This window comes from Comamonas sp. lk (assembly GCF_900564145.1).
Classification (GTDB): Bacteria; Pseudomonadota; Gammaproteobacteria; order Burkholderiales; family Burkholderiaceae_C; genus Comamonas.
This window is the reverse complement of sequence record NZ_UOOB01000001.1, coordinates 2,766,774-2,791,359: the sequence shown is the minus strand read 5'-3', so window position 1 is coordinate 2,791,359 and position 24,586 is coordinate 2,766,774. Positions and strand designations below refer to the sequence as shown.

Here is a 24,586-nt window from a genome sequence, read left to right as displayed (position 1 = left end):
TGCAAAACGCATGGTTTACCTCTTGAAAATCGTTGCCTTGATGTAGCGATTGCGGGCGCGTATGCCGACGCTGGGGACCAGCTGCAGCAGCCGGCCATTGCCGTTGCCGCTGAAGGCATAGGAGAAGTTGAAGGTGCCGGCTTCTGGGGATGCCGGATCTGGCGTACCCCTGTTGGGGGTCAGACTGATGGCTGGGCCGCCATCCACATAGAGGTGGATGACTCCTGCTCCAGCAGCGCTGGTATCCCAGGTGCAACCGAAATCAACCACGCAGGTCATGGTTCCATCGAAGGCCGGCGTCCACAGGTCGAGAGCGGAGTTGCCAAAGGTGTACGCGGCTGCCGACTGCGCGTATAGCGGGATCGTTGCAGCATTCAGATCCAGATTTCCGGTGGTCACCACGCGCTGCGCGGTCAGCGTGCCGCTAAAGTAGCCAGATGCACCGGATAGGTATCCACTGAAAGTTGCATTTCCATTCTGGATAGTGAATCCAGGCATGAAAATATTTCCACTGGCTTGAATCTCGATATACCTGCCAGTATTCGCATTACCCAGCAGCAAACCATTCGGCCCCAGGTGAAAGCCGGTGCCATTACCCGACGGCCATCCGTAGCCGGTAAATGCCCCGGCGTTCAAGCCGTTGGCATTGATGGTGATGCCGCCAATGTTGCCGGCCGTCGAATACAGGGTGCCTCGAACGATGACGCCCGAGAACTCGGCCATGCCGTCTGGACGCAAAGTCCAGCCACTGGAGCCCGCCACATAGTTACTGGATTTCAGCGTACCGCCGATCACGCCATTGCCGGCTGTGAGCTGGCTGGCACTGATGGCCGTGGCCTGCACCTTGTCCGCAAACAACGTACCGAACCTCCCCAGAATTGCTTCGACGTTGCCGATCCGAGCCGAGTCCATGTAAACGCCGGCGGGCAACAACACGCCGTTTAGCGTCTGGTCCGAGGTCTGCACGTAAAACGGCGTGGCCTTGCGGACACCATCCGGTGAAGCAATGCTGAATGCATCGGTGGCAAATGCAATCGCAATCTTGGCTCCCTCTTCGCCCTCTGCGGTACCGGTGATCTGCATGCCGCCCACCACCAGCTGGTCCCCACTGCCCACCTGCACGACCAGCGAATACTTGGCTGCCAGATAGCCATTGATGCCGGCCTGGGCTGTGAACTGCTGCTGGACCGCCGCATGGTTTTCACCCACGGTGGCCGCCAGCTGCTCACGCTGGGTGGCCTCTGCCTCCATGGCCGTGGCCCGCGTTTGAGACTCCTCCGTGATCTGAGACTGGATCTCCTCCTTATCTGCCTGTACCTTGGCGGCCAGCTGCTGTCGCTGCTGTGCTTCGGCCGAGACAGCGTCTGCGCGCGCCTGCCGCTCATCCTGTATCGCAGCTTGCGTCTGCTCCTGCCCGCGCTGCACCTGCGCCGCCAAAGCGGTCCGGGTGGCCGCCTCGGCCGCATCGTTTTCGACACGCACGCGTGACTCTTCCTCCAGAGCCGCCTTTTGTCCATCCACCACGGCGGACAGCTGCGTGCGTTGCAGAGCCTCCGCACTCAAGCCCTCCTGGATCTGCGTGGCCAGCTCGGTCTTGGCCATGGCAATGGTTGCCTGGGCCTCCGCCTTGTTGCGCTCACCAGTCAGGATGTCTTGCAGCAATGCCTGAGCCGTGCGCTCGCTCTCTTTTTGGCTCAGCGCCCTCGATGCCGAGATCTGGCTTTCGCGCGAGGAGGTCTCCGCACGGTCACCCTCCACACGGGCAGTGGCTTCATCCGTGATCTGGGCCTGCAGCAAGGATTGGACTTGCTCCACTGCTGCAGCCAGCTGCTGGCGCGCGCTGGCCTCAGCACTGTCAGCATCGGCACGGGCTTGGGACTCGTCCATGACCTGGGCACGAATGGCCTCCTGCTCAGTCTGCACCTGGGCAGCCAGCTGCTGCCTGGCTGTGGCTTCGGCGCTATCTGCCGTAGCGCGTGCCGTTGCCTCCTCCTCCAGCAGCGCCGCCAGCGTGTCGGTCTCACCTTGCATTTGCGCGCGCAATGCTTCGCGCTGTGCCGCTTCGGCTGCATCGCCATCGACGCGGGCCGTTTGTTCGAGCTCGATTGCGGCAGCGGTTTGCTGCTGGTTGCCCTGTACCGTGGCCGCCAGGGCTTGACGCTGGCTGGCCTCGGCGGCGTCAGCCGTGGCGCGCGTCAGCGATTCCTGCTCCAGCGCCGCCGCTTGCTGGCCCACGGTAGCGGCCAGCTGGGTGCGCTCTACAGCCTCTGCCGCCAGTCCTTCCTGGATCGACGCACTCAACTGGTTGCGCGCAAACGCCAGAGCCTCTTGGCCCTGTACCCGGTTGTATTCGCCGTTCAGGATGTCCTGCAGCAGGGCTTGCGCGGTCTTCTCCGACTCGCGCTGCAGCTTGCTCACCGCCGTCACCGTAGCCGTGATGGCCGGCACATCCAGCGCCGACAAGGTCAGCTCGGCCGTGCCAAGGCGGGTTTGCAGAGCGTCTTGCGCGGCCTCGTACTCGGCCCGCGTCACGCGCAAGGCAATCTGCGCCCCCAGAGCATCCAAGGTGCTTTCTGCCGTGCTCAGTCGGGCCACGGCATTTTGCAGCTCCAGCGCTTCCGCCTTACTGCTGAGCGTGCCGTTGATGCTGTCAAGCTGCTGCACCACGTTGATGAGGCGCGCATCCAGACCTTCATAAAGCAGCAGATCTGCGGGCGACAGCACTGCCTCGGCAATCTTGCCGTCCACGTAAGTCGTGGTGGCCTTGAGTTGCAGCTGGCCGGCCAGCGCATCCAGCAGCAATTCCAAACTGGTGACCTGGCCTTTGGTGGTCTCGAGCCCGTAGATCTTGACCTGGCCGGTGGCCGGATCGACATACATACCCGCATCGGTGATGCGCTCGAGCGCGGCATCTGCCGCCAGAGCCGCCTCCAGCAAGCCCTTGGCCATGTCCTGCATGTTGCCGCGCACCTGCTGGTTCAGCGCATCCTGCTGCGCCGCAGCGGTCACCAGGCTTTTGCTCAGAGGGCCGCCCTCAATATCAATCAGGTCCAGGCGCTTGAGATTCACCAGGGCCACAGACTCCAGCTGCTCCAGGCTGAAGTCGTTGAGCGCACCAATGCGGTCAAAGTCGATCAGATCAATCTGGTCGATCTTTTCCACCACGATGGGGTCGAACTGTTCAGGCCCGACCTTCCCGGCCAGCACCTCCAGCAGGCCGGCCACATCCTCGCCCGTGACGGCAGCCACCGGGCCGGCCCAGTCACCGGCCACGCCATCGGCGCTGACATTGCGGGCCCAGATGTTCCAGCTTTGCCCAGGCTGGGCGCTGAAGCTGATGGGACCGGCATAGCCCTCGCCCACCTGGGTGGCTTGCTGTAGATCGGCGCCCTGGCCGGCCCAGAGTTCCGTGCGGGCATGGCCATGGCCCACGGTGTAGATGGGCGTATCCCAGGCCACCTGCACCGAAGTGAGCATGCCAGCGGCCGTCAGGCCGGTCACCACGGGCGGCGGCGTCAGGTCGGGGTTTTGAATCTGGTCAAAGCTCTGGCCCAGCTCAATGGCAAAGCGCGCAATCCCATTGGCCAGCTGACCGGCCGTGTCGATGGCGCGCAGGCCAAAGGTCCAGAGGCCGGCGCCAGGGCGGCTGGTCTCGAACTGGGCGGTGTAGATGTCATCGCCATCACCCAGGGGCTGCATGGCATCCCAGCCAGCCACGCTCAACGGCACATCGCCGGGCAGATAGCGGATTTGCACGCCGGCCAGGGCCGCAGGCTTGTCGCTCGCATAGGCCCAGGCAAAACGGCGCAGACCGCCGGCCAGCTGCTGAACCACAAAGCTGCTCGGGTTGCGCGGGGGCAACTGGGTCTGCGTGGTGATGTAGATCAGGACCGCCGACTGACCGGACTGACCGCTGGGATTGAAGGGTTTGACTTCAATCAGCCATTCGCCCGCACCGTCAATGCGGAACGTGCTGCGGCTGCCCACGGCATTGCCATCGACCAGGCGCAGCTCGGAACCGTCACGGCCGGCCCAGACCTGGGCATGGTCGTAGTCGCCTTCCACATCCCAGACGCAAGACAGCTCGTACCACTCGGTATCGCCCTGCAGGTTGACTTTTTCGGCTACGCGCAGATTGCGGATGGCCGGGCGGCCCAGCTGGGGAATGCTGCTCTGGTTGGGTGCAGGCACGTAGGTGCCGTTGAGCACATAGTCCCAGAACTCCGGGCCTTCGGGCACCGCCGTCACGCGGGCACCCTTGAGGTCGGACTCGGGATCTATGCCCGTCACGCGCACCCGATAGCCCGGCGTGGGCTTGAAGTCGTAACACCAGAGCGTGTCATGGGCCGGATTGTCCAAACCCTCGCCGGGGAAGGCCAAATCCTCGGGCCATTCGCCTACCAGGGTGACCGTGTCGGATTCAGCCGACAGGGGCTGCACAGACCACACACGATAGTCGCGGGCGCCGGTCACGCGCAGACCGATGTAGGGCGTGGCCAGCGGTGGTACCGGTTCATCCAGGGTCAGCTGTATCAGGGCACCGATGCGTCGGGCGGCCATCACCCGACCACCAAAGCCCCACTGCGTCAGGTCGTGCGAGACCGACAGCACCGACAGACGGCGGTAATCGAGATGCTCGATATCCGCCGTAAAGTTCACCGTCTTGTACTGGTACAGGCTCTGGGCCAAGTGATAGCGGGCCATGGCAGCCGCATGGGCCTCGCTGGTGATGCCCTCACCTGTCACCCGCGCCGGGCTGAGCATGGTGGCCACGCCAGGCGCCGTCACGCGCAAGGTGGTCATTTCCCAGGTATCACGGTTGAGCCATTGGTACTCGATGCCGTCGGCGGTATTGCTCAGCGCGTAATCGACGCTGAAACCACCCTTGAGCATATTGGCCATGTTGACCACGGCGCTGTTGGGCTGGCCGTTGGTGACAAACACAGCGGTGGGGCGGCTGCCGTCGGTCCAGGCAAACTCCCCCATGCCGGCCAGCGCCACTTCTTCGCAGAAGGCACCCAGCGAAATGCTGGCTGTCACCCACTTGTCATAGGTGTAGCCGCGCGCCGTGCAATGCAGCATGAAGGCCTTCAGGCCCTCGATGTCGATCTGCTCATCGGACAGGCCGAAGCCAAACTGCAAGACGCGCTGTCCCTGGCTGTCCGTCACCCACACCCCACGCAGCGTCTGCAACAGGATGGCGCCGGGATTGGAGAGGCCGTTGGCACGCGTGGTGGCCGTGGCCCACTCCGAACCCGTCCACACAGGCATAGGCTTTGCACGATAGGTGGCACGCACTTGGTCCAGGCTGCCATTGAGCTGGCCAGAGGCTCGGATCTTGATGCCGATGCGGCCCCACTGGCTGTAGTCGGTGGCATCGGCCTGCACACTCTTGAGAGACAGCAAGGCCAATTTGCAGGCATCACCCGAGCCGCCATCGTTCCAGCGCGGGATACCCAGCTTGGCACGCACCTCGTACTGGCCGGGCGCCACATCGAATGAGAAAGTGCGGCGCAGCACATCGGGCGATGCATTGACCAAGGTCGTGACCATTAGCGATTGCCACGCGGAAGCACCGACCAGACGGCATTCGATGCTCAGATCCACATTGTTGGCGCCAATGTTGCCCTTGCTATCGGCGTCATACAGCTGTCCCTCAATATCCAGCTGCAAGGCACCAGCACCGGCCGAGCCCGTGCGCGTAATCCAGTCGCCGCCGTTGACGAACTCGGCACCGGCAATGGCATCCACATTGCTATACAGCGGCACATCCTGGCTGGGCATGCCGGGAAAGCCGTTGAAATACAGGCTCACGTCGCTATAGCTGGTGATCGGCGTGTCGCCCACGGACAGATCTGCGGCGCTATAGACATTGATGCCGCCCAGCAAAATGGTGCTCATGTACTGGTCATCACCCTCGTACCAGGCATATGGCTGACTGGCCAGATCGGGCGTGACACGCATCTCGCCCCATAGCGTGGGAATAGGCTCGTAGGCCCGGGCCGAGTTTCGCTGACTGCTCAGGCTGTAGATCTGCTTTTGCGCAAGGGACTGCGGGGTCTGGATCTTGGGAGCCAGCACCTTGTTGATGAGCATGGACCCTGCCATGAACAGGCCCAGGTTGAGCGCACTCAAACCCAGAGATCCCACGGCCGCCAGGCCGTTGATGCCCAGGATAGAACCGCCCAGCGTGGCACCTGCACCCAGCGTGAAATAGCTCAGGGCAGCAATGGCCACCAGTTGCAGCGCCGCCTTGCGCAGAACGGCGCGGCAGGCGATCAGCTGGCCGTGCTTGGGAAAGGTATGCACCCACATGGCCTGCGGAACAGCCGCGCCACCAATCATCACCGTCCACGCGCCGGACTCGATGTCAGGAACATGACGCCCCAGGAAGGCCGCAAGGCTTTCGCCGGGCTGCAGATCCGCTGGCACATTGCGCTGGCCGTCCAGCGTCAGCGCATTGGGCGTGACGACCAGGCGGCCTGCCACGTCCAGCACATCGGCAGCTTGCCCGCCCACGGAGGCCACAGCAACTGTCTCGGCGCGATTCACTTCCATCGGAAATATCCCTCAACAGCCAGGCCATAGCCCGGCAGGTCCTGCACCCTGTGCAACACCGACGCCCCCAGCTTGTGGGAGGTGTGCAGCACATGGGGGGCGTAATTGGTAAACACATAGGTGCCGATATGGCCGGCCTGGTCAGCGCCGATATCGCGCATCAGCACTGCATCTCCGTCCTGGGGCTGCTCCACGGGCCTGCCTAGCTCGGAGCAATACCCGGCGATGGCCGCCGCCTGGGCATCCAGATCCAGCGGACGGGCCCGCTTGCCGGCCAGCACCACATGGCGCCCGAAAAGATCGTGCTGCACCAGCAAGGTCAGGTCAGCACAGTCCATGCGGCGCGGGCAGTAAGGAATTCCGACGAAGCGGTCAAGTTGCAGGGCTTCCAGCATCAGAAGACCCCCGGCTGAGTGTGCGGATTGACGATCTGCAGGCAAGCGGAGCGGCGCATCAGCTCATCCACGCTGCAGGAAGCCTGGGCCGAGGCGCCGCCGATGCTGACGCTGGACATGGGCAGCCAATACACATGCTGGTGCATGTCTGGCTTATCACGCGGCACGATGATCAGCTTGGCCATGGTGGTGGTGCCAGGCTGGCGGCGCTCCAGTTCATCACTGACGCCGCGGCCCACGTTGTCCATGGTCAGGCGCATTCGCGGGGCCTGGTCTGTCACGTCATCTGGCAACGTGAAGCCAAAAGGCAAACCAATGTAGCTGATGCCCTGGCTGATGAAATCCTGCACATCGTTGGCGATGTACATGGTTTCGGAAAAGCTGGGGTTGGTCACCTCCAGCAGCGCTACGTGGCCCACATCGTCGGTAACGCGTTGGTTTCGCGTGCGAAAGTCGGTCATCGCAGGTACTCCAATGTGGCGGTGCGCTGTGCAACAGCAAAGCCCTGAGCCATTGGAGTGAGCTCACCCAAGGCGCCGCCTTGAAAGCGAACGCGACGCACGACGTTCGTGCGAGAGTCGTGCCAGTCAAAGAAGCCAATGCGTTTGATGGCAGTGAAATACCAGTCTTCAAAGGCTTCTGTGTCCTCTGCCGAGCTAAATAGCAGGGTGACCGCTACCTGCTTCACGACCCTGCTCGCGCCCACGCGAAGTTTGGCCAGTCCGCGCTCAACCTCAGACTGGACGATTGCTGGGTCGAACGACTCCGGGCGCGAGTAGTGAACAATGACGTAGGAAGGAAGCGATGCCATGCATAGGCATGCTAGGGAGCCAGCTCAATAGCTTTTCAGCTGGGGGAAGCGACCCGTCAGAGCTCTAAATGGGGCGCCAGACCCATTGGAAATACCGTCTCCGATCCTGTTTTCAATTTGCTTGAAAATCACTTCAATATCAAATTGCCCAGCGCCAGCACTACTCTGCTTCACCTCTGGCTGTGACGGCGCGCCGATGAACTTCATGTTGATGATCGGGGCAGACCATCCACCGCTTCGACCTTCAGGTGAGGGTACCTTTGCCACGTCCATGCCGCCCAACGGGGTGACGCTGCCAGATTGGCCGGCCATCATCAGCAACTGCTTGTTGCCCACAGTCAGCAACTCAGGTACGCCCCTTTCGTTGACTTCGTACATCTTGCCGGCACCCACATCACCGCCGTTTTCGCGCTTGCCGCTCATGCCAAAGAAGCTGCCGACAGCGCTCATTGCTGAACCAAGCAGCCCTGACCCGGAGCCGCCCGACACCAAGCCACCGAAGAGCGATCGAGAAATGTCTGCTGCAACCGCCTGGCTGGCCATTTTCAGCAGCATCTGGCCCCAGGCAGCGCCGATGTCCTTGAAATTTCCAGTCAAGCTGCTGTAAAGCGTGCCACCCAACTGGTCTTGGACGTTCTGCGCGAAACGCACTGTGAACTGATCCATCTGGTTCAGGCTTTCTTCGTACTCCTTCGTTGCCTTCTTGGTCAATCGTGTGAAAGTTTCGCCACTGATGTCTTCGGACGCCAGCAGGCTTTTGAACTTTTGCAGCTCTGCATTGAGCTTTTCAAGAGGAGTCTGCACGGAATCAGTCAGGGTACGGCCCATTTCGGCAGTCTGACGGGTGAAGTCTTCACGGACCTTTTGCGCCTCCTCAGCCCTGCTGATGAAAATGCCAAGCTCATCGTCTTGGAGTTTGGCTCGTTGAATGGAATAGCGCTCCTTGATGAGAGTCACCCCTTGTTCGTACTCCTCGATCTTTAGCTTGCGCTCTTGGAGTAGCTTTTCGTGATCGCTCAAAGCCTTGCGTTCCTCGGCATCAATCTTCGCAAGTTCGCTAGCGGATGCATTTGCGCTCAAGCCCAATAAGTAGCCTTTGCTATCAAATTTGTCACCCTTGGCGCCTTCTTTCAGCTTCTTCTGCGCCTCGCCAAGGTCGTAGATAGTTGTGGCCAATTTCTCGGCTTCAGCTCGCTCCGCTGCTGTGGCATTTGCGCCAAGTTTCTGAATCGCCTGGAGACGCGCCCGCGCGGCCCCCGTGAGCTTTGCCAGTTCCACCTCGTCACGCATGCCTGCCAGGCGCTTTTGCACCTCAGGGTCGCTGCGCGTTACCTTGGCCTTCGTGGTTGGCGTACTGGCCCGAAGCTTTTGAGCCTCCGCCAATTTGTAGTCGGCATTGATCATCTCCTGCAATTCTTTGGTGGCGCCATCGGCATTGCTGCGCGCATCCACAAGTGCACGATTGACGTTCTCGAGACCTTTGGCATCGATCCCTCCCCTCCCTTCCTGGAGTTGCTTGTTCAGAGCCGCTTGATCGCGCTCCAGGGCCTTAACGGCTGCATTTGCGTCTCGTGCCTTGGTTGTCAGTTGACCAATGGCGTCCCCTGCCTTATTCCGCTGATTCGCCAGCTGAGCGGCGGTGAGCTTTTCTACCGAGGCCGTGAGCTCGTCCACTTTCGGGATAGTCTCGGATGCCTTGGCGCCGAAGGTAAAAATGCTCGCAGCGGCAATACCGACTGCAATGGCAATGCCAGCGGGCCCGGTCAAGAAAGTGATCAAGCCTCGTAGAGCGCCGCCCATGGCAGCACTCGTTGCAGCCTGCGCAGCCTGGGCCGCAGTGAGTCGCTTCGTTGCCGCTTCATGCGCAAGCGTGGCGGCTGTGACCTGAGCCTGCGTGATGCCAGCGGCCTGAAATGCCCTGGCCTGAGCCAGTGAAGCAGCAGTTTGTGCAACTTGCGCCTGGGCCAATGCAACCTCAGCGGTGGTTGCACGGACGGCAACAGCGGCCTTTGCAGCGGTGGCAATGCTGGCAGCGACCATGCCACCGACATAACGAGCAAGACCGGCAGCCACAGCAACCAAAGCAGTGTCGGCCAGAACATTGAAGTTCGCGCCCAGTGACTGGATCACAGACGAAATGGTTGCCGTGATGCCGCTGGCTTCATTGGTTCGCCCGACGTACTCATTCAGTGCGTTCGTCACGGACTGGATGGCATCCTTGACCGTGGTGGGCATCTCTTTGACCTGCTGAGCAACCTTGCCGGATCCATCTGACAGTGCCTGTACCAGCACATCAATGCCCAGCTTGCCTTCTGCACCCAGCCGGCGAATCTCTGCAGCGCTCTTGCCGCTGCTTTCTGCGATGAGATCCACCACGCTGTCCACGGTGGAATAAATGCTCATCCAGGCGTCGGCATCAATAGAACCCTTCTGCAGAGACTTGGCCAGGGCATCTTGGGCGCCCTTGGCCTTCTCAGCGCTGGCGGCATTGACCACCAGCAGGCCACTGAAGCTGTCGATCACATCGACTGACTGCCCGAGAGTAAGCCCCATTTCACGCAGCACAGGTGAGAGCTGGATGAAGCTCTCGCGTGTCTCCTGGATGCTGCGGAACGTCGCGTTTGCTGACGCCAGCATGCGCTCCTGCACATAGGTGTACTCCTCTGTGCTTTTGGTGGCCATCTTTATACGGCTGGAGTACTGCCCCCACTCGTCGGCCATCTCGATGACCTTCATCACCGCCAAGCCTGAGAGGGCCGCTTTCGCTGCGGCAGCGATCGGGGAGAGACGCTGCAAGCTGTCAGCCGTCTTATCTAGGCTCTGCTGGGCGCGACGTTGATCCTTGATCATCTGATCAAGTTCAAGAGTCACGTCATAGTAAATTTCGCCAACTTTCTCTGCCACTGCATGCTCTCCGGTTGTTCCAGAGGCATGCTAGGGAAGCCAAGTACTAGCCAAGTACTAGCCAAGTATGAAGACTGCGATGATCCACTTGCTCATGATGTCCATCTCCGCTTTATTTGAGATGCGTCCTACCAGTCCAGATATGACACACCCCGCCGGGGCGGGGTGTGCTTGATAGGTGTGTAGCTCAGATCAGGCGGTGGCCTTGCTGTGGTGAATGTAGAGGTATGCCAAGCCAATTGGGGCTATGAAAATGGCGAATCCAAAGCAAATCATCATGGTCGCAAATTTTGTAAACAGCATCACAAACGTGTTTACCCAAAAGACATTATTGCCGAGCACGAACCCCACAATGCTTTCGTAGACAAAACGAGAGTATGGGTACAGAAGTGCGGAAATCGCGAGCCCAACGTACATACCTATTCCGAGCTGATTTTGCCCCGCCCGGTCCATCATGATTGCAATTGCCGCCAATATGACGCCAAAGGCCAGTTGCCGAAAATAATACTGAGGGGTTAGGCCACCAAACGTCTTCTGTAGCACGGGATGCACTCAAATATCTCCTTATTTTTAACCTTTGAAATGTATCAATTTATTACATTTAAATCAAGAGCTTTTAGATCATCAAATTAAGGAGGCATCATTTACTGCGACCCCATCGCAGTCATAGCCGCCCGATATTCCTCCCGTGTCGGCACATCCCGCTTTTTCTTCTTGGCGTCCGGATACTTCATCTCAAACAGTGTCTGGAAGTCACTCATGCTCAGCGCCTCGGCGTCGGCCGCGCTCATGCCAAGGTGAACTCGGGCAGCTGCCACGTACTCAGCGACGTTGAATTCCGTCACAGGCCTTGCGCCCTGTTCTTTGCTGCCACCTGTGCCCACCAGTCCATGGCGCATCAGGTGTGCGGCCAGGCTGATCTGCTCAAGCACCGGCATACTGCCAAGATGCTCGCCATCTTCATCACACCAGCCCAATAGTGCTGTGGCATCGTCCTGATCACACAGCACCGCCAACACGTAGCGGGCATTCAAGGCGGCCTGCCTGCCGAACAGTCCGCGGAAAGCATCAACAATTTCGCCCGGTCGTCCGAGTTGGGCGATCCGGGCGAATGACGGTGTGAAAGTGAACTCCAAGCCGCTGGCAGTCACGACTCTGGAGAAACCATGCTCAATCAGCATCAGGGGCCTAATGGTGCTGGCGTCAGTGTGACGGAGCCATTACTGGTCGCGCCCATGCTCCACGTAGCTTCGTTGGCGTAGGGGCTGTCGTTCGACCAGGATGTGACAAGGAACGGGCCTTCATAGACTTTGCCGCCTGGGTATGTGATCTTGAACCACACCTTAGGCTGATTGCCAGTTTCAGCGGGTGGCGAGACCACGTGCTTTTCAAGCAGTTCCTGGTTGTGCACGTCATCGTCGTAGCTCACGCCGTCACCCGAGAATTCCACGTTCTTGAACGTCACCAAGCTGGTTTTCGTGAAGTCTGGCGACTTGTCTGCGGTGGTGTCCACCGTGTCCCAGGTGGTGTTCAAGCTCTTGGCGCGCATCATGCCAAGCACCTTGTAATCACCGGCCACCGGCTTGGGTAGCGTTTCCGGCTTCAAAGCAAATTCGACCTTTACGTCGCGTCCTACGTGAGCGCCCATGGCGTGCTCCTTCTAGCGGTTGATGATGGTGTTGATGGTGATTTCGGCCACTGGCCGTCCATCGTCGGTAGCCCAGTAGATAGGCTCACCCGGTTGTGCAAATACTAGGGAGCCGGATTCAGCAAGCAGCTTCTCGATCACGTCCTGGGCTTTGCGCTCCGGCGCTGTGAGTGGGTCAGTGCCAGCACCAATCAGCACCAGGCTGAATGCGGGCTGGCGCACCAGGCCTGCCATAGGGCCGCCCATGGGCTTGAGCACTGCATACCGAAAGGTCTTGCCGCTGTCGATCCAGCGCCCAAACTGAAAGCGCCAGTCCGAGAGCACCGGCTGAAGGAGTTGCCTCAGGGCCTCGCTGGCGGTCATGTCTTGATCGCTCCTGAAATCACGGCGCGGATATTGGGCTCTGCGCGTTCGAAGCCCTTGGCCAGGAACTCCTTTTCAGCCGATTGCCGGCGAAAACGCTGTTTGTTGTCCGGATCGTGGACAGGCTCGGAATAAACCGCTGTGTAGCCAACACGGCCGACGACCTTGGTCGCCTCAGTGTCCACCTTACGGTATTGGCTGTTGAGCAGGGTTGAGGTGTCTATGGGAGTGAGGACTGAGGCTTCGGATGCACCCAAAATCAACGCCTGCGTCATGCCGCGGGTGCCCTTTGCTTGGACCTGGGCCACAAATTGCGGCAGCCGACTGGTAATGCGTGGCTTGGCCATTAGGTCAGGATCCTGAAATCGTCGGCGATTCGGTCGAAGGTGTCGGCATCACGCACCACTGTGCGCACCTCAGCCGCACCGGCAGCCACGGGATCAGCCTGTGTGCTCTCGCCGATCAGGACGTAATCGCCTTGCTTGACTGTGCTGTGTTCGGTGTAGATGACCTGGCGCAGGGTCAGCTCGACGCCTGTATCCGGAGACGTTCCTCCAGCGTCGGATGAGCGCACCGCCTCAGACTTGTAGTCGCAGTCGAAGAGCACGGGAGGCGCAAAAGAAAGCTGACCGCTCCAGTCGTCACGACCAAGGAGCGACCAATGAGTTGCTTTTGCGGTATAGGACCAGGCAGCTGATGCAGACATGTGCCCCATGCTAGGGAGGCGATATGCTTTGGTTCGAAGGAGCTTATATGTCAGCCAACATTGCGTTTTCTGCACCCGGCTTTTCAGCCGTCGGAACCGACACCAGAATCACTAAAACGGTCTACGGTCAGACTTACACAGTAGACACTGCATCGGATGCATTCAAGCTACCAGTTTACGAACCATTTCCGGAGCCATATGTCAAACTGCGCCCCGCCGGAAATGGCTGGGTGACCGGCTTGGGCGAGTTGGCAAGTGCTGAATTCATTCTGGACGCGCTAAATGCTGCCTCAGCGGACACATATGAAAAGGCACTCTTGGCTTTATCCAATCAAAAGGGGTGGCAGGCTGAAGTAATGAAAGCTCATAAGCGCACAATTGAACAGCTTGAGACTACAGAGATTTTCGGCGCACCGTTTTCCATAAGCGAGCTCGGTAACTGGAGACTCGGCCTACAACACAACGACCCACGAACTAGAGATCGATTGCTAACCATCGTCAATTGGGGCGGCCAGACTACTCCGGCTGGTGGCGATGAGTTAAGGGCCGAAATCGACGCACTGAGAGGTTACGCGCAACCTCACTCTGTTGCCTCGGCTATGGCAAGAATCATCCTCTTAGCAGCCGCAGCTGACGCATCTGTGGGGCCAAATATGCAATTTGGCTTTACTGCGTCCATCACAGGTGGAAGGCTACAGCGAGGCTTCTATAACGGACCTGCAAAGGATGTATTGAAGATGAACGGCGACGACTTCGCCAAGGCTCTCGTGCAACCTCACTAACCTCAGCCGTTCACCACGAACATGAATGCCGAGCCAGCAGGATCTGGTCCGACGAGATCCGCCACGGTGCCGGCCTTGATCTGGTCCGACGAGATCCGCCACGGTGCCGGCCTTGTCCAGGGCCACAAGTGAGCGACGCAAGGCTGTGAGGTCGCCATCCTTGTATTTGAAGCCACGAGATGCACCCGACGGCGCGCCTTGGCTAGATAGCCGGCGGGGATCGCCAGTTGAAGCCACCAGTGCCACGGCCATGCACTGGATCAGTATTTGAGTGTGGCTGTCGTAGCCCGCATCCACCATGGCCTGCTCGGCTGTGGCAACACGGGCTACTGCAGCCTCCAAGAGGAACGCGGGCACGCTCACGCCCAGGGCTGATTCCAGGTACTGCTGCGATTGCGTGCTCGTGATCATTTCTTGGCTGTCTTCGTTTCGGGCTTGGGCTCAGCTTCAGTCTTCGTTGTGGCCTGCGCTTGCAGTTCTGCTACCTGGGCGCGAACCTTTTCCAGCTCTTGGGCCAAGGCTTCGTCCATCTTCTGTGCGTCAGTGACGATGCCTTGCAAGTTTGCTTCACGTGCCAGAGAGGCTTCCAAATCAGATTTGGCCGCGTCCAACTGCTGTGCCAGCAGCGAACTCTCCGCGACCCCTTCCTTTAGCTCGGCAGTGAGCTGCCGAATGGTCTCTTCTTGATCGGCCAACTGACTTTGATTGAGGAAATCACGCTCTTGGCGCACCTGCAATTCATTGACGGCCTGGTTCTCAACCAGCTTGGGTTGGTAGCGAAAAAGCGCCTCGGCGTTTTCAGGCGCCAGGGTAAATTTGCCAACCGCCCAGGCAGGCGCAGTCTCAGCTTCGAAGCTGACGACATCGCCAACCTTGGCCCCTTCGGGCCAGGGCGCTTTGAGAGTCTGAATGATGACTTTCATACGCGCCGCTCCTTATGCCTGGGTACCGTGCAGGAAAGCCGACTGGCCGGTGAAATCGCTGCGGAACTGCGGGGAAGCCGCTGCCATCACACCGAAGAGGTAGTCATCTTCCGGCTCAATGCGGTTCTTGGGGCGCGTTACCAGCGGCATGGCCGACAGGATGCCACCCCACTCGCCACCGTCGATATCCACAATGCCAAGGATTTCGTTTGGAGGAACCGAGGCCACCGGCACGATTTCCTTGACCTGGTTGACTGCCTGCAAGCGTTGCACGATGGTGCCGCTGTAGTTGGCGGCATAGTCAGTTGTGTCAGCTGCCGTGTAGTCAGCCTGGTTGATGAACAGCGTGATCTGGCCATACTGGTTGTCGCCCATGGCAGCGGCAATCGCTTGCTTGAACGCGCTCAGCCATTGCGCGCCCGTGGCTGTGGCCAAGGTGAAGCCATGCACGAAGGTGTTGCGCGCGGGCAGGTTGCGCAGGCCGTAAATCACGTTGCCGTCGACATCAATGCCCGACAGGCCATTGAGCACCATGTCTTCCAGCTTCTCTGCTACCTTGCGCTGATGGTTGCCGATCGTGGCCGTGTCGATCATGCCGCCGCCCTTGCGGATAACTTCCATTTGGCGCCAACCGAAGCGTGCGGTTGAGTTGAAGATCGGAACCGGGGTGCCGGCGTACTTCACGACGGCCTGATCGGCCTTGCCTGCGTTGCGGCCATCCATCGTCACCTGCACTTCACCGCTATCGCTGACTTGCGGGTAAAAGTTCACCAGATCGGCGATGGACACGGGGATGCTGCTGGCAGCGGCCAGTCGGTTGAACATCTGCAGGCGCGTGCGTGAGATCTGCTGCACGCGGGTATCGATGCGGCGCCATGCATCCAGCGGAATGGCAAGAGAGTTGCCCTCGAGGCCTGCAACAATGCCGGCCGCCATGGCCGTGGCGCGCGTATTGAAGCCTGTACGGGCAGCCTTGATGGCGGTCTGTTGTTCGTTGGTGAAGATCAGCATTTGGACCTCTTAGGGCTTGGTGTAGGAATTGGCGATGACCACATCGGCCAGCTCGCCGGCCAGCACGGTCTTGCCGGGCTGATCGAAATAGGCAACCACCACAGCACCGGCCGCTGCAGCCGTCAGTCGGCCAGCGGCGCCCACCGTCAACTCCTGGCCATAGGTGTAGGAGCCTGCAGCCATGGCGCACAGAAACTCATCGTCGGGTTTGGGGATGTAGGCTACGCCGGACTCGCCCAGCTTGTAGGGCGTCATCAACGGGTCGGGCGACTGCCCAATGCCAAAAGAGCTGTAGAAGTCGCGGTCACCCAAAATGGCCAGCCGGCCGCCGCCTATGGCAGTGGCCTGGGTCAGTTGTTCGGCCCCAACCAGCACAAAGGTGCCGGGCAACAGCGCTGCGGCGACTGTCTTGTCGGTGATCGTGCGGGGGCGCGGAACACCGCTGCCAGTACGGGAAATGCGATTGGCCATGTCGGCTCCTTAGAGTTTGTTGAGGTCGTAGCCGGCGAACTCGTCGGCCGGCGTCTTCTGGCCGCTGTTACCCACCACCACGGGCGCAGCAGAAGCATTGGCCTTAAAGGCTTTCAGGCGTTCGAGTGAGAACAGCTTCAGGTCATCCACGGTGAGCTGGCTGTTAGTGGCCAGTTCAGTAGCCAGCGCATCACGTTCGGCGTTCTCGACGGCCTTTTTGTCGTCTTCGAGCTTTTTGGATTTACCCTTTTCTGCCGCCAGCTCGTCCTCGACAGGCTTTTTGACGACTGAGTTGTAAGCAGCCAGGGCCTGCGTATCGGTCAGACCTTCAGTCTTGATGCCCGCAGCATTGAGCGCGGCGATGATCTGTTCTTTCACTGTGTCAATCTCCTGTTGGTTCGTGACGGGTTCATAAGACACCTGCCGAACGACTTCAACAGGCTGTCCGACCCATGCTACGGAGCCACTTTCTGCGACGTGATAGTCCTGGCGCCACAGCTTTCCGGCCTCGTCAGACCAGACTGCATAGGAGGCGAATACCTCACGGATCCATGAGTTTTCAGGCAACCCAACGCGCAGGCCGTCATAGATCTGGTCGAAGCTGATGTCCTTGTTAGTGAAGAAACTGCGCAGCCAGCCAATGGCGCCCTCATAGCGCCGGTCTTCGGGATCCTGGTTGACTTTGATGGTCTCGATCTCATCCTCGCCGCCATCGCTGTTGAGGAACATGCCCACACCCTCCTCCGGCGTGCCGGCGCCCGGCTCGTCCAGCAGGATCGCAAGATGGTCGTAATGCAGGTTGGTGGCGATTGAGCTGTATTTCTTGCCATGGCTCTCGCCGTTGGCCACGACCTCGATCAGGTTCAGGCCGGTGCTGACGTGGATGGGATCGGCATTGGTGCTGGCAATAGCGGCATCCAGCCTAGCAACCAGCTTCTTGCCCTGCTCCGTGGCCTGGGCCATATCGCCATTGACGACGATATCGGTCAGGGTGCGGCCGCCCTCGTGCCGTGCATTGGTGCAGTAGGCACCGATCCACGCTGAGGCCAGGGCTTCGCCGTTGGCCGCGCTGATGTGCTGGCCCTTGCTGTTCTTGGGGTGCCCTGCGGGGGCGGGCTTGCCATTCAGGCTCTTGACGCCGGCGGCCAGTTGGTCGGCTGGGTACAGCCGGCGATTCATCACGATGTCATCGACTGCCCCGCAGACGTCGCGGATGGTGTAGGTGGTGCCAGATTTGCTGACGTTGGCCGCATTGACGGCACTGATGATGTGGATGCGCTTTTTAGCCATGGTCCTGCCTCATGTAGATGCTGGCCATGCTAGGTAGGCAAGAATTCTTGTTTCAACGGAAATGCGCATGCCTTCAGCTATCCTAGATTGCCTAAATTCTTAGAATATTTTGTTGATTCAAACGGAGGGGTAGATGCAGGAATCTAAAAAGCGGAGAGCTGATCAAAATAAACCCGTGATTAAGATCACTCTTGACGTCAGAGAAGACAATGAGAAAAGCAATTTGACGCTGGCAGAAATAGGTGCCTTATCTACGGCGGCAAATCGTGCAATAAATGAAATCGCTGCAACGCAACTGGAGCAAAGTACTTCGGGGCGCTATGTATATGCACCGCAGTCAGACGAACCGGCACTTGTTCAAGTTGAAGTAACCTCGATTCGAAAAGGCTCGCTCATACTTCAAGGGGTTGCGCAGACGGGAATTTTTTTATCAACAAATTCAGACGCAATCATGGCAAGTATTGCAGCAGCACTTGCATATGATGGTGCAAAGGGTGGTGTGAAAGTTCTCGCAAAGCATGTCAAGCGCGCTGCAGATCGGCTAAAAGCTGGTTCCAGTCGGATTGAACCAACTCAAACTCGCCGCAGAGTTGAGCCAACGCTTAATCAGAGCAATTCCGCTGTCGACTCTGCAGTAAAGCGAAACAGGGTAAGAGCGATTACTGTGAAGATCGAGGTGGGAGAGATCGAGGTATCAAGCGAATCGACCATCTCCTCGAGCAGAGATTGACCTTAGAGCTTGAATACCCAGTTTTCACGCTCCTTGTCCATAGCCTGCTGCAACTTGCTCGTCAGTATGGGGCTGCCACTGGCATCCAGCAGACACTCGGTCTGCCCGCAGTGGCAGTTGTATCGGTTCCCGTCTCGTCCATAGAAAGCCCGAACCTCATCTGTGGAATACACCCGGCCATTGCGTGTCGCATGCGTGGCCCGGGTGGTCGGCAACAGCGCCGAGGTCCACAGCATCCCAATCTTCAGCCCGAACTGCACCTGCGCCGCTTCGGATTCAGCCCAGCGAGCCTGCCGCAAGGTGTCGGTGATGTCAGTCTGCGCATACTGAGCAGCCTTTGACCTAGTCACGCCCAGGCCTTCAACGATCAGTGTCCGGGCGGCCTTCGGATTTAGGCCATCCGCCACAGCACGGCCGATGATGCCGGCCAGACGGCTCTGCCCCTCGGCGCGCAAGCCTGTCCAGTGCTCGTAGCTCTTCATGCGGGCCAGCGCCACCCGGGTGAGATACGGCTCACTGCGGACCACCTGATCGAACGAGCGTGAAGCAGCATAAGCCTCAGAGAGATTCGTGAGATTGGTCACGCTTTGCAACGCGCCGAGCTGTGATGCCTGCTCAACGAACGGATTCCACCAGAACAGCTCCTTTGGCTCCTTGCCGTTCTGCACCCAGCGATCCAGCGCAGCTGCAATCTCCAGCAGGACGATGTCGAGGATGGCTGGGGTGATGCCATAGGCCACCTGTGGGCCCGTGTCGTTCAGGGCGTAGACCGGGATGCGATCGAATGCGGCCAGCACATCCGTGGTGAGCCTCTTCCAGCGCTCATTGATGGCGACCAGCGCCTTGCGCAGCAGCAGCGTGGAGCCTGTGCGGTCCCTGCGCGTGCCAGGAATGGCCGGGTTAGGAGTTCGCTGGCGCATTGTCGAGTCGCTCATCAGCGGGATCTACCTGGTCGGCCCGAGCCGGATCATCTTCGGTCGGCATCCCGTCGTCCTTGCGTTGCTCAAAGTCCATTACGGCGCGCAGCTCGTTCGCATCAAAAAGAGGCTCTGTCAGCCCCGCCTGAAAGGCCTGCTGCATGGCAGCGGTCATCTTGCCCAGCAGTTCGGCCTTGTCCTTCTCGGTCGGCGCATTGACCGGTGGCCACTCAATCTCAAACTCTCCAGCATCGATGATGCCGGCCGCCTGCATGCGGGTGATGAACTCCTCGAGCATTGGCGTGAGCTCGAACTCCTGCCGGCTGGAACAGCGGTTAGCAAAGTCGGACTTGTCCTCATCGCTGGCCAAGCGGCCTGTCTGCTGGCCAAATAGCACGGTGAAAGGGATTCTCACGGAGGCTGCAAATTCATTGGCCGCCGTGGTCCAGGGACCGGTGGGGTCGCTGATCGAGGTTTGCAGCGTCGTTGCATCACCACCCTGCATGACGACAGCAGCGTCCGTGCTGCGGTTCAGGGCCCTGGCCTGCTCTTCGTGGGCTGCGCGCACCGACTTTGTCTCGGCGCCATCTGGTCCAGGAATGGCCTGAGGTGTCGCTCCCGCTTCATACTTGAAAACTATGGTGCGGGCGCTGTTCTTCAGGAACGACTCGCCCGAACCGCCAGCGATTTTGTCCAGATCCACCAACCGGTTGAAGCCGGCGCGCAGCAGGGGCACGCCATCGTAGAAGTCGCCGACCGCGCCCTCGGCCAGGATCTGCACGCGACTTGGGTGAACATCGGCCCACTCCTCAGGCCTTCCCTCTGTCTCCGTGCCGGGTGGGCTGATCTTCCGGTACTGAAACATAGCCGGCGTGCCATAGTTTTCTGCGCCCTGCTCTGTGTGCCACTTCGTGACCTTGATCTGGTTTTCGTAGAGAGGGATCAGGTCGACCAGCTTGGTTGCACGCTCCAGAGGCTGATCCAGCGTCTTGCTGTCGGCCACGCGGTAGATCACTGCCGCATACCTGCCCACCAGATTGCGCCGGTCCAGGTCCTTGAACTTGCTCCAAGCGCGAATCGAGCGCAGCACCTTGCCCGCTTTGACCTCCCACGGGCTCTTCTCATCGCTGTCCGGCTTCTTGATGCGCGGCAGCTTGAGCCAGCAGACATCCAGCAGCCGGTGCACAGCTCCATGGCCTGCGCCGCCACGCTCGTAAGCGGCATAGAGCATTTCAAAGCTGACCTGCTCGCTGTAACCGTACTGAATCCAGGCAGTCGCCCGCTTTGCGTCAAGGCCCAGTGAGCCGAGGAACTCATGGCGGGCACGAGAGAGTTCAAGGGAGTTGGTGGTGATCTCAGGCATGGATCTTCATGCTATGGAGGACTACCCTTCGAGAATCGTGCGTAACTCTGCTAGGTAAGCTGTTTTTTGTTCTTCGTACTTTTCGATCGCCGAATTTAAGGCTTGCAGTTCTTCCATGCGGCTCACCTCCCACACGTCCATACATAGTGTTGAACCTGGAGGCAATTGCCGCGCCTGTTCATCGTGTTGCTTAACAATATCGTCTACTGCTATTTGAACTGTTTTTCTGTAATCACGTAGTTTATGTTGTTCATCATTCAATGATGAAATTAGAGCAGTAATGGCTGATATTCGAACTTGCGCAGCCTGATGTTTCTCCGATGCTTGCAACGCGAATTTTGTTTCCTCCAACTCCTTCTGTTGCAGCTTCACCCCCTTGACTAACCATACCAATGCCATAAGAGCGACTATCGGATTCAAAATTCCACCAAAGAAATCACCAATTTGTCCGTTAATTTCGAAAGTAGGCGCTGGAGAAAAGTAAAACCAAGTTGCGATGGGAATAGACAATATTCCGCCTATTACAAATCCAATCGCGACGTAAAGTATCACGAAAGACTTATTATTATTTTCTACTAAAATCACAACACTCCTTCAAACAAACATTCTCAATTTAGGCTGCAACGGGTCAAAAATCATTATTACAGCCTAAATCACACCTTCGAGGGCGATGATCTCTTGCCTGCCACAGGCTTCAGAGAAATACTAAGCATCCAATTTCGATGCATCTTCTGTTGACTCCAGTATTCTTTTTAATTCATTTTCATACTTATGCCTTAGAAGCATGAGCTCACCAATTCTTGAATTTACAGATGCGATGCTTGCTTGAGCTGAATCTATGCTAACCCACGTACCAGTAGCATCTCGCACACCAGCCCTTCCTTTATCGATTGCTTCATTCATTTGCCAAATGAAAGTCCGATGCATGGTGACTTCTGTAAGAATTGAATTAATGAGGCCAGTTAGAGCATCGATGCGAACAGAAATTGCCGCATGCTTTTCCTGAAGCTTTTGAGATTTAGCAGATTCATCTAAAGCAAGCCTTGTGGCCGCCAATTCCTCCTTTTGTAACCGAACACCTTTGGTTAACCAAAAAAATGCTGCTAATGCGACGACTGGATTTAGTATTCCACCAAAAAAATCTCCGGCTTGCCCCCAAACATCAGCGCTTAAAGCCAGATTGAAATTATTTATTATTTTAAACCAACCGAAGTATATTAAGATATTCAAGACAACGTATATCCCAATACCCCACTGCCATCTTGTAATGCTTTTTTCTAAATAATTATCAACCTTCCCTTGACCACTCACGATAAGATCCTCTCAGGTAAATATTCCAACAGTCGGCTGCAACAACCCATTAAACCCTCTTGCAGCCCCGTCGACTTGGTCATCATATTTGCCAAAAGGGAACAATCGGCACTCATCAATGAATGGTGTGTTCCAAGCACCCCTGAGCAGCAGCACGTTGCCAGCGTTGATCTGGCTGGCCAGCGGCGTAGCCCGAGTCACCTTGTCGCCTGACTCAGGACTGAAGTGCACGTTGTGGCCAGCCAGCAGCTTGGCAAAGGCCAGTACCTGGGACTTGCCGGCCTGACCAGGGTCCTGCGGCAGGCTTTGCTTGAGCAAACGGCCATCTGAAACGGCAGTGCTCTTGATGAGCTGGTCGCGCATATTGGTCTCGAACTGCTCCCGCTTCATGTCAGCAATGATGTAGCGGCCATCGGCCAGCCGACCGACCTTGCCGCCGGCGGTGAAGTCTCCAGAGGCAGATGCACCCAAGTCCCAGCCGCGGCACCACTCCACCACGTTGGCCGGGATGGCGTCCACCACGGTCATCAGGTCTGGTTTGATGACGCCGCCGGCAGGTGGTGCTGGCCGTTGCCGATACTGGCCCGCGAAAACATACGGATTGGCCTTCTCCATGCGCTGCAGCTCTTCAACGCTGTGTTTACCGGGCCAGAGCGGTGCCTCGTCCTGGCCCACCCAGGCCGATAGACGCAACACATCCCAGACCTCACCATTGCCGCCAGCCACCGGCGGCCCATGGCCGTCCTTTCCACGGTCGCCCAGTAACCAGCCGGCCAGGTCGTCCTCGTGCAGACGCTGCATGATCACGATGATGGGCGTGTCTGGACTGTTCTTGCGGCTCTCCAGCGTGTTCTGGAACCAGTCGATCACGCCTTTGCGGATGGTGTCTGACTTGGCCTCGTCGGCTTTGTGTGGGTCATCGATGATGATGGCCCCGCCAAAGCCCTCTCGGTGCTTGCCCGCGCCAAAGCCGGTGATCGTACCGCCCGTGCCCGTGGCGTACATCACACCGCCAGCGGTGCTCTTCCAGTGCGAGCCAGCATCAGAAGCCAGCCGCAGGCTGGGGAAGATCTCGGCATAAGCTTCGTGCTGGACCAGCCCGCGCACATTGGTGCTGTTGTTGACGGCCAAAGGCGTGCTGTAGCTGCTGTGGATGAATTCAGCATCTGGCACCTTGCCCATGGCCCAGGCGATGAAGTTGACCACCGCCAGCTCGGTCTTGGAGTACCGCGGCGGAATGTTGATGATGAGGCGCTTGCACTCCCCCCTGAACACCCGCATCAGGGCATTACAGATCATCTCGTGGTGCTGGGCCCGCAGCCAGAGGTAGCCCTTGCGCTGCAGGAACATCCAACGGGAGAACGAATACAGGTCTTCACGCGCCCAGCCGATAGCAGCAAGCCGCTCTGCCGCACTAAAACTTGGCCTGGACACTCTGAACGGCTTCCTTCAGCTGTTGCGGGGAAACGTTCCCCACACCTTGGCTCTGGGGCTCTTCGCTATTGATCTCTTTGATCGTTTCCTTGTTCGCGGCCAGCAGATTGAGCGCAATGCTTGCGCTGTCGTTGGCCAGCTTGGTGAGTACAGCCACTCCCTTCATGGCATTCACGCTCTCGGGCGCCAAGGGTGCGGCATCGTCCACCTTTGCCACTTCGGAATTTGCCAAGGCGCTGAGACGGTGGGCCGTCTGGGCACCGTACTGGGCAGCGCTTGCCAGGTTGTCGCTGATCGCCCGAAGCTTGGAGGCTAAGTTAACTGCAATCAGCTGTTCAGAAACCGGCAGTCTTGCGAGCGAGCGCTCCGCCGTAACCACTTGATTTGCAACGCTATGGATAGTTTCTGCGCGTTTCGAAACTCGTGAACTTACGGCAGCTTTGGAGACGCCGTACTCTCTTGCCAGATCTGCAGCCCTCTCCCCTGATACCAGCCTTGCGGTGATCTCTCCCCACTGTTTCTCCGTCAGCTTTGAGGGTCGTCCCATATCCTGCTGTTCCTCATCTTGAAAGTCTGTTTGCGTGCTCTGGGCACAATTTGGCGGGCGCGACGCTGGCGCTCCTTCTCCATGCCTTCGTCGGTCTCAGAAAAGCGAACCACCTGACACCGCACAACCCCGTTGCCCCTTGTGACCAGCATCACATTGCTGTTCTTCTCCGGAGAGCTGGGCGGGGCGCGCAATTGAAGGCCCGTGGTTGCCAAATCGAAAACCGAAGTCGGCCCGGCCAGGAGCGGTGCACTGCAATCCACTGCACGCACCATGCTATGGACGACAGGCGGATCGATTTCCGCCTCCTCCAAGCCGGTACGCAGTTCCTCGAGCACCGTCAGGCTGTCGAAGAGGTCAAACTGCATGTCATTTCGTCCCATGGGCGCCTCCTCTGCTGCGATGAATGCAATGCGTGCTGG

At 58.7% G+C, this 24,586-nt stretch carries 24 protein-coding genes; 2 read left to right on the top strand and 22 right to left on the bottom strand.

What is annotated here, in order from left to right:
• Window positions 1-15: 15 nt before the first annotated feature.
• The 11 genes from EAO39_RS12775 to EAO39_RS12725 form a co-directional block, all read right to left on the bottom strand.
• A complete protein-coding gene (locus EAO39_RS12775; RefSeq protein ID WP_120967907.1) occupies window positions 16-6,558 on the bottom strand; it encodes a host specificity factor TipJ family phage tail protein in 6,543 nt (2,180 codons plus the stop codon).
• Complete coding sequence (locus EAO39_RS12770) at window positions 6,549-6,953, bottom strand: hypothetical protein (RefSeq protein ID WP_120967905.1); 405 nt, start codon at window positions 6,951-6,953, stop codon at window positions 6,549-6,551. The genes EAO39_RS12775 and EAO39_RS12770 overlap by 10 nt, the downstream gene beginning before the upstream one ends.
• The gene (locus tag EAO39_RS12765) at window positions 6,953-7,414 is read right to left on the bottom strand and encodes a DUF1833 family protein (protein WP_120967903.1); all 462 of its coding nucleotides are present in this window, start codon (window positions 7,412-7,414) and stop codon (window positions 6,953-6,955) included. The genes EAO39_RS12770 and EAO39_RS12765 overlap by 1 nt, the downstream gene beginning before the upstream one ends.
• On the bottom strand, window positions 7,411-7,764 hold the full coding sequence (locus tag EAO39_RS12760; RefSeq protein ID WP_240466988.1) for a hypothetical protein: 354 nt from the start codon (window positions 7,762-7,764) through the stop codon (window positions 7,411-7,413). Before EAO39_RS12760 ends, EAO39_RS12765 begins: the two co-directional genes overlap by 4 nt.
• Window positions 7,765-7,788: 24 nt before the next feature.
• Window positions 7,789-10,668: a tape measure protein gene (locus EAO39_RS12755; protein WP_240466987.1), complete on the bottom strand. Its 2,880-nt coding sequence runs from the start codon at window positions 10,666-10,668 to the stop codon at window positions 7,789-7,791.
• A 192-nt stretch (window positions 10,669-10,860) separates the two neighbouring features.
• Window positions 10,861-11,220 (bottom strand): hypothetical protein, encoded by a 360-nt coding sequence (locus tag EAO39_RS12750; protein WP_120967900.1) that lies wholly within the window; start codon window positions 11,218-11,220, stop codon window positions 10,861-10,863.
• Between the two features lie 92 nt (window positions 11,221-11,312).
• A complete protein-coding gene (locus EAO39_RS12745) occupies window positions 11,313-11,849 on the bottom strand; it encodes a DUF6246 family protein (protein ID WP_120967899.1) in 537 nt (178 codons plus the stop codon).
• Window positions 11,849-12,316 carry a phage tail tube protein gene (locus EAO39_RS12740; RefSeq protein WP_120967897.1) on the bottom strand — a complete coding sequence of 156 codons (468 nt, stop codon included), beginning with the start codon at window positions 12,314-12,316 and terminating at the stop codon, window positions 11,849-11,851. The genes EAO39_RS12745 and EAO39_RS12740 overlap by 1 nt, the downstream gene beginning before the upstream one ends.
• Before the next feature lie 12 nt (window positions 12,317-12,328).
• On the bottom strand, window positions 12,329-12,679 hold the full coding sequence (locus tag EAO39_RS12735; protein WP_120967895.1) for a hypothetical protein: 351 nt from the start codon (window positions 12,677-12,679) through the stop codon (window positions 12,329-12,331).
• Window positions 12,676-13,026 carry a hypothetical protein gene (locus tag EAO39_RS12730; protein WP_120967893.1) on the bottom strand — a complete coding sequence of 117 codons (351 nt, stop codon included), beginning with the start codon at window positions 13,024-13,026 and terminating at the stop codon, window positions 12,676-12,678. Before EAO39_RS12730 ends, EAO39_RS12735 begins: the two co-directional genes overlap by 4 nt.
• A complete protein-coding gene (locus EAO39_RS12725; RefSeq protein ID WP_162989556.1) occupies window positions 13,026-13,385 on the bottom strand; it encodes a hypothetical protein in 360 nt (119 codons plus the stop codon). Before EAO39_RS12725 ends, EAO39_RS12730 begins: the two co-directional genes overlap by 1 nt.
• A gap of 47 nt (window positions 13,386-13,432) precedes the next feature.
• Here EAO39_RS12725 and EAO39_RS12720 point away from each other — a divergent pair, with 47 nt between their 5' ends.
• Window positions 13,433-14,167 carry a hypothetical protein gene (locus EAO39_RS12720; protein ID WP_162989555.1) on the top strand — a complete coding sequence of 245 codons (735 nt, stop codon included), beginning with the start codon at window positions 13,433-13,435 and terminating at the stop codon, window positions 14,165-14,167.
• 407 nt (window positions 14,168-14,574) lie between these two features.
• Here EAO39_RS12720 and EAO39_RS12715 read toward each other — a convergent pair whose 3' ends face one another.
• Genes EAO39_RS12715 through EAO39_RS22985 form a run of 4 tightly spaced genes read right to left on the bottom strand, consistent with a single transcriptional unit; the run spans window position 14,575 to window position 17,862 of the window.
• The gene (locus EAO39_RS12715; RefSeq protein WP_120967887.1) at window positions 14,575-15,090 is read right to left on the bottom strand and encodes a hypothetical protein; all 516 of its coding nucleotides are present in this window, start codon (window positions 15,088-15,090) and stop codon (window positions 14,575-14,577) included.
• 12 nt (window positions 15,091-15,102) lie between these two features.
• The gene (locus EAO39_RS12710; RefSeq protein WP_120967885.1) at window positions 15,103-16,101 is read right to left on the bottom strand and encodes a major capsid protein; all 999 of its coding nucleotides are present in this window, start codon (window positions 16,099-16,101) and stop codon (window positions 15,103-15,105) included.
• 9 nt (window positions 16,102-16,110) lie between these two features.
• Window positions 16,111-16,572, bottom strand: coding sequence for a hypothetical protein (locus tag EAO39_RS12705; protein WP_120967883.1), 462 nt, complete (start codon window positions 16,570-16,572; stop codon window positions 16,111-16,113).
• 9 nt (window positions 16,573-16,581) lie between these two features.
• A complete protein-coding gene (locus tag EAO39_RS22985; protein WP_240466986.1) occupies window positions 16,582-17,862 on the bottom strand; it encodes a DUF2213 domain-containing protein in 1,281 nt (426 codons plus the stop codon).
• Window positions 17,863-17,995: 133 nt separating this feature from the next.
• Here EAO39_RS22985 and EAO39_RS22580 point away from each other — a divergent pair, with 133 nt between their 5' ends.
• On the top strand, window positions 17,996-18,592 hold the full coding sequence (locus tag EAO39_RS22580) for a hypothetical protein (RefSeq protein WP_162989554.1): 597 nt from the start codon (window positions 17,996-17,998) through the stop codon (window positions 18,590-18,592).
• A gap of 2 nt (window positions 18,593-18,594) precedes the next feature.
• Here the strand turns inward: EAO39_RS22580 and EAO39_RS12695 are convergent, their stop codons facing one another.
• The 7 genes from EAO39_RS12695 to EAO39_RS12670 form a co-directional block, all read right to left on the bottom strand.
• Window positions 18,595-19,527 carry a phage minor head protein gene (locus EAO39_RS12695; protein ID WP_120967881.1) on the bottom strand — a complete coding sequence of 311 codons (933 nt, stop codon included), beginning with the start codon at window positions 19,525-19,527 and terminating at the stop codon, window positions 18,595-18,597.
• Window positions 19,493-20,872, bottom strand: a complete 1,380-nt coding sequence (locus tag EAO39_RS12690) for a phage portal protein (protein ID WP_120967879.1) — start codon at window positions 20,870-20,872, stop codon at window positions 19,493-19,495. The genes EAO39_RS12695 and EAO39_RS12690 overlap by 35 nt, the downstream gene beginning before the upstream one ends.
• 21 nt (window positions 20,873-20,893) lie before the next feature.
• Window positions 20,894-21,457 (bottom strand): hypothetical protein, encoded by a 564-nt coding sequence (locus tag EAO39_RS12685; protein WP_162989553.1) that lies wholly within the window; start codon window positions 21,455-21,457, stop codon window positions 20,894-20,896.
• Window positions 21,458-21,577: 120 nt separating this feature from the next.
• A complete protein-coding gene (locus EAO39_RS22575) occupies window positions 21,578-22,183 on the bottom strand; it encodes a hypothetical protein (protein WP_162989552.1) in 606 nt (201 codons plus the stop codon).
• A gap of 12 nt (window positions 22,184-22,195) precedes the next feature.
• Window positions 22,196-23,617: a phage terminase large subunit gene (gene terL, locus EAO39_RS12680; protein ID WP_120967875.1), complete on the bottom strand. Its 1,422-nt coding sequence runs from the start codon at window positions 23,615-23,617 to the stop codon at window positions 22,196-22,198.
• Window positions 23,598-24,164, bottom strand: coding sequence for a helix-turn-helix domain-containing protein (locus tag EAO39_RS12675; RefSeq protein WP_120967873.1), 567 nt, complete (start codon window positions 24,162-24,164; stop codon window positions 23,598-23,600). The genes terL and EAO39_RS12675 overlap by 20 nt, the downstream gene beginning before the upstream one ends.
• Complete coding sequence (locus EAO39_RS12670; protein ID WP_120967871.1) at window positions 24,143-24,547, bottom strand: hypothetical protein; 405 nt, start codon at window positions 24,545-24,547, stop codon at window positions 24,143-24,145. Before EAO39_RS12670 ends, EAO39_RS12675 begins: the two co-directional genes overlap by 22 nt.
• Window positions 24,548-24,586 lie beyond the last annotated feature (39 nt).

What these genes read in the sequence shown, in the direction of transcription:
- EAO39_RS12715 (WP_120967887.1), bottom strand. Translation starts at nt 15,090, where the DNA reads ATGAAAGTCATCATTCAGACTCTCAAAGCGCCCTGGCCCGAAGGGGCC.
- EAO39_RS12675 (WP_120967873.1), bottom strand. Translation starts at nt 24,164, where the DNA reads ATGGGACGACCCTCAAAGCTGACGGAGAAACAGTGGGGAGAGATCACC.
- EAO39_RS12760 (WP_240466988.1), bottom strand. Translation starts at nt 7,764, where the DNA reads ATGGCATCGCTTCCTTCCTACGTCATTGTTCACTACTCGCGCCCGGAG.
- EAO39_RS12730 (WP_120967893.1), bottom strand. Translation starts at nt 13,026, where the DNA reads ATGGCCAAGCCACGCATTACCAGTCGGCTGCCGCAATTTGTGGCCCAG.
- EAO39_RS12775 (WP_120967907.1), bottom strand. Translation starts at nt 6,558, where the DNA reads ATGGAAGTGAATCGCGCCGAGACAGTTGCTGTGGCCTCCGTGGGCGGG.
- EAO39_RS12710 (WP_120967885.1), bottom strand. Translation starts at nt 16,101, where the DNA reads ATGCTGATCTTCACCAACGAACAACAGACCGCCATCAAGGCTGCCCGT.
- EAO39_RS12770 (WP_120967905.1), bottom strand. Translation starts at nt 6,953, where the DNA reads ATGCTGGAAGCCCTGCAACTTGACCGCTTCGTCGGAATTCCTTACTGC.
- EAO39_RS12745 (WP_120967899.1), bottom strand. Translation starts at nt 11,849, where the DNA reads ATGCTGATTGAGCATGGTTTCTCCAGAGTCGTGACTGCCAGCGGCTTG.
- EAO39_RS12740 (WP_120967897.1), bottom strand. Translation starts at nt 12,316, where the DNA reads ATGGGCGCTCACGTAGGACGCGACGTAAAGGTCGAATTTGCTTTGAAG.
- EAO39_RS12695 (WP_120967881.1), bottom strand. Translation starts at nt 19,527, where the DNA reads ATGAGCGACTCGACAATGCGCCAGCGAACTCCTAACCCGGCCATTCCT.
- EAO39_RS12725 (WP_162989556.1), bottom strand. Translation starts at nt 13,385, where the DNA reads ATGTCTGCATCAGCTGCCTGGTCCTATACCGCAAAAGCAACTCATTGG.
- EAO39_RS22985 (WP_240466986.1), bottom strand. Translation starts at nt 17,862, where the DNA reads ATGGCTAAAAAGCGCATCCACATCATCAGTGCCGTCAATGCGGCCAAC.
- EAO39_RS12670 (WP_120967871.1), bottom strand. Translation starts at nt 24,547, where the DNA reads ATGGGACGAAATGACATGCAGTTTGACCTCTTCGACAGCCTGACGGTG.
- EAO39_RS12720 (WP_162989555.1), top strand. Translation starts at nt 13,433, where the DNA reads ATGTCAGCCAACATTGCGTTTTCTGCACCCGGCTTTTCAGCCGTCGGA.
- EAO39_RS12690 (WP_120967879.1), bottom strand. Translation starts at nt 20,872, where the DNA reads ATGCCTGAGATCACCACCAACTCCCTTGAACTCTCTCGTGCCCGCCAT.
- EAO39_RS22580 (WP_162989554.1), top strand. Translation starts at nt 17,996, where the DNA reads ATGCAGGAATCTAAAAAGCGGAGAGCTGATCAAAATAAACCCGTGATT.
- EAO39_RS12735 (WP_120967895.1), bottom strand. Translation starts at nt 12,679, where the DNA reads ATGACCGCCAGCGAGGCCCTGAGGCAACTCCTTCAGCCGGTGCTCTCG.
- EAO39_RS12765 (WP_120967903.1), bottom strand. Translation starts at nt 7,414, where the DNA reads ATGACCGACTTTCGCACGCGAAACCAACGCGTTACCGACGATGTGGGC.
- EAO39_RS12705 (WP_120967883.1), bottom strand. Translation starts at nt 16,572, where the DNA reads ATGGCCAATCGCATTTCCCGTACTGGCAGCGGTGTTCCGCGCCCCCGC.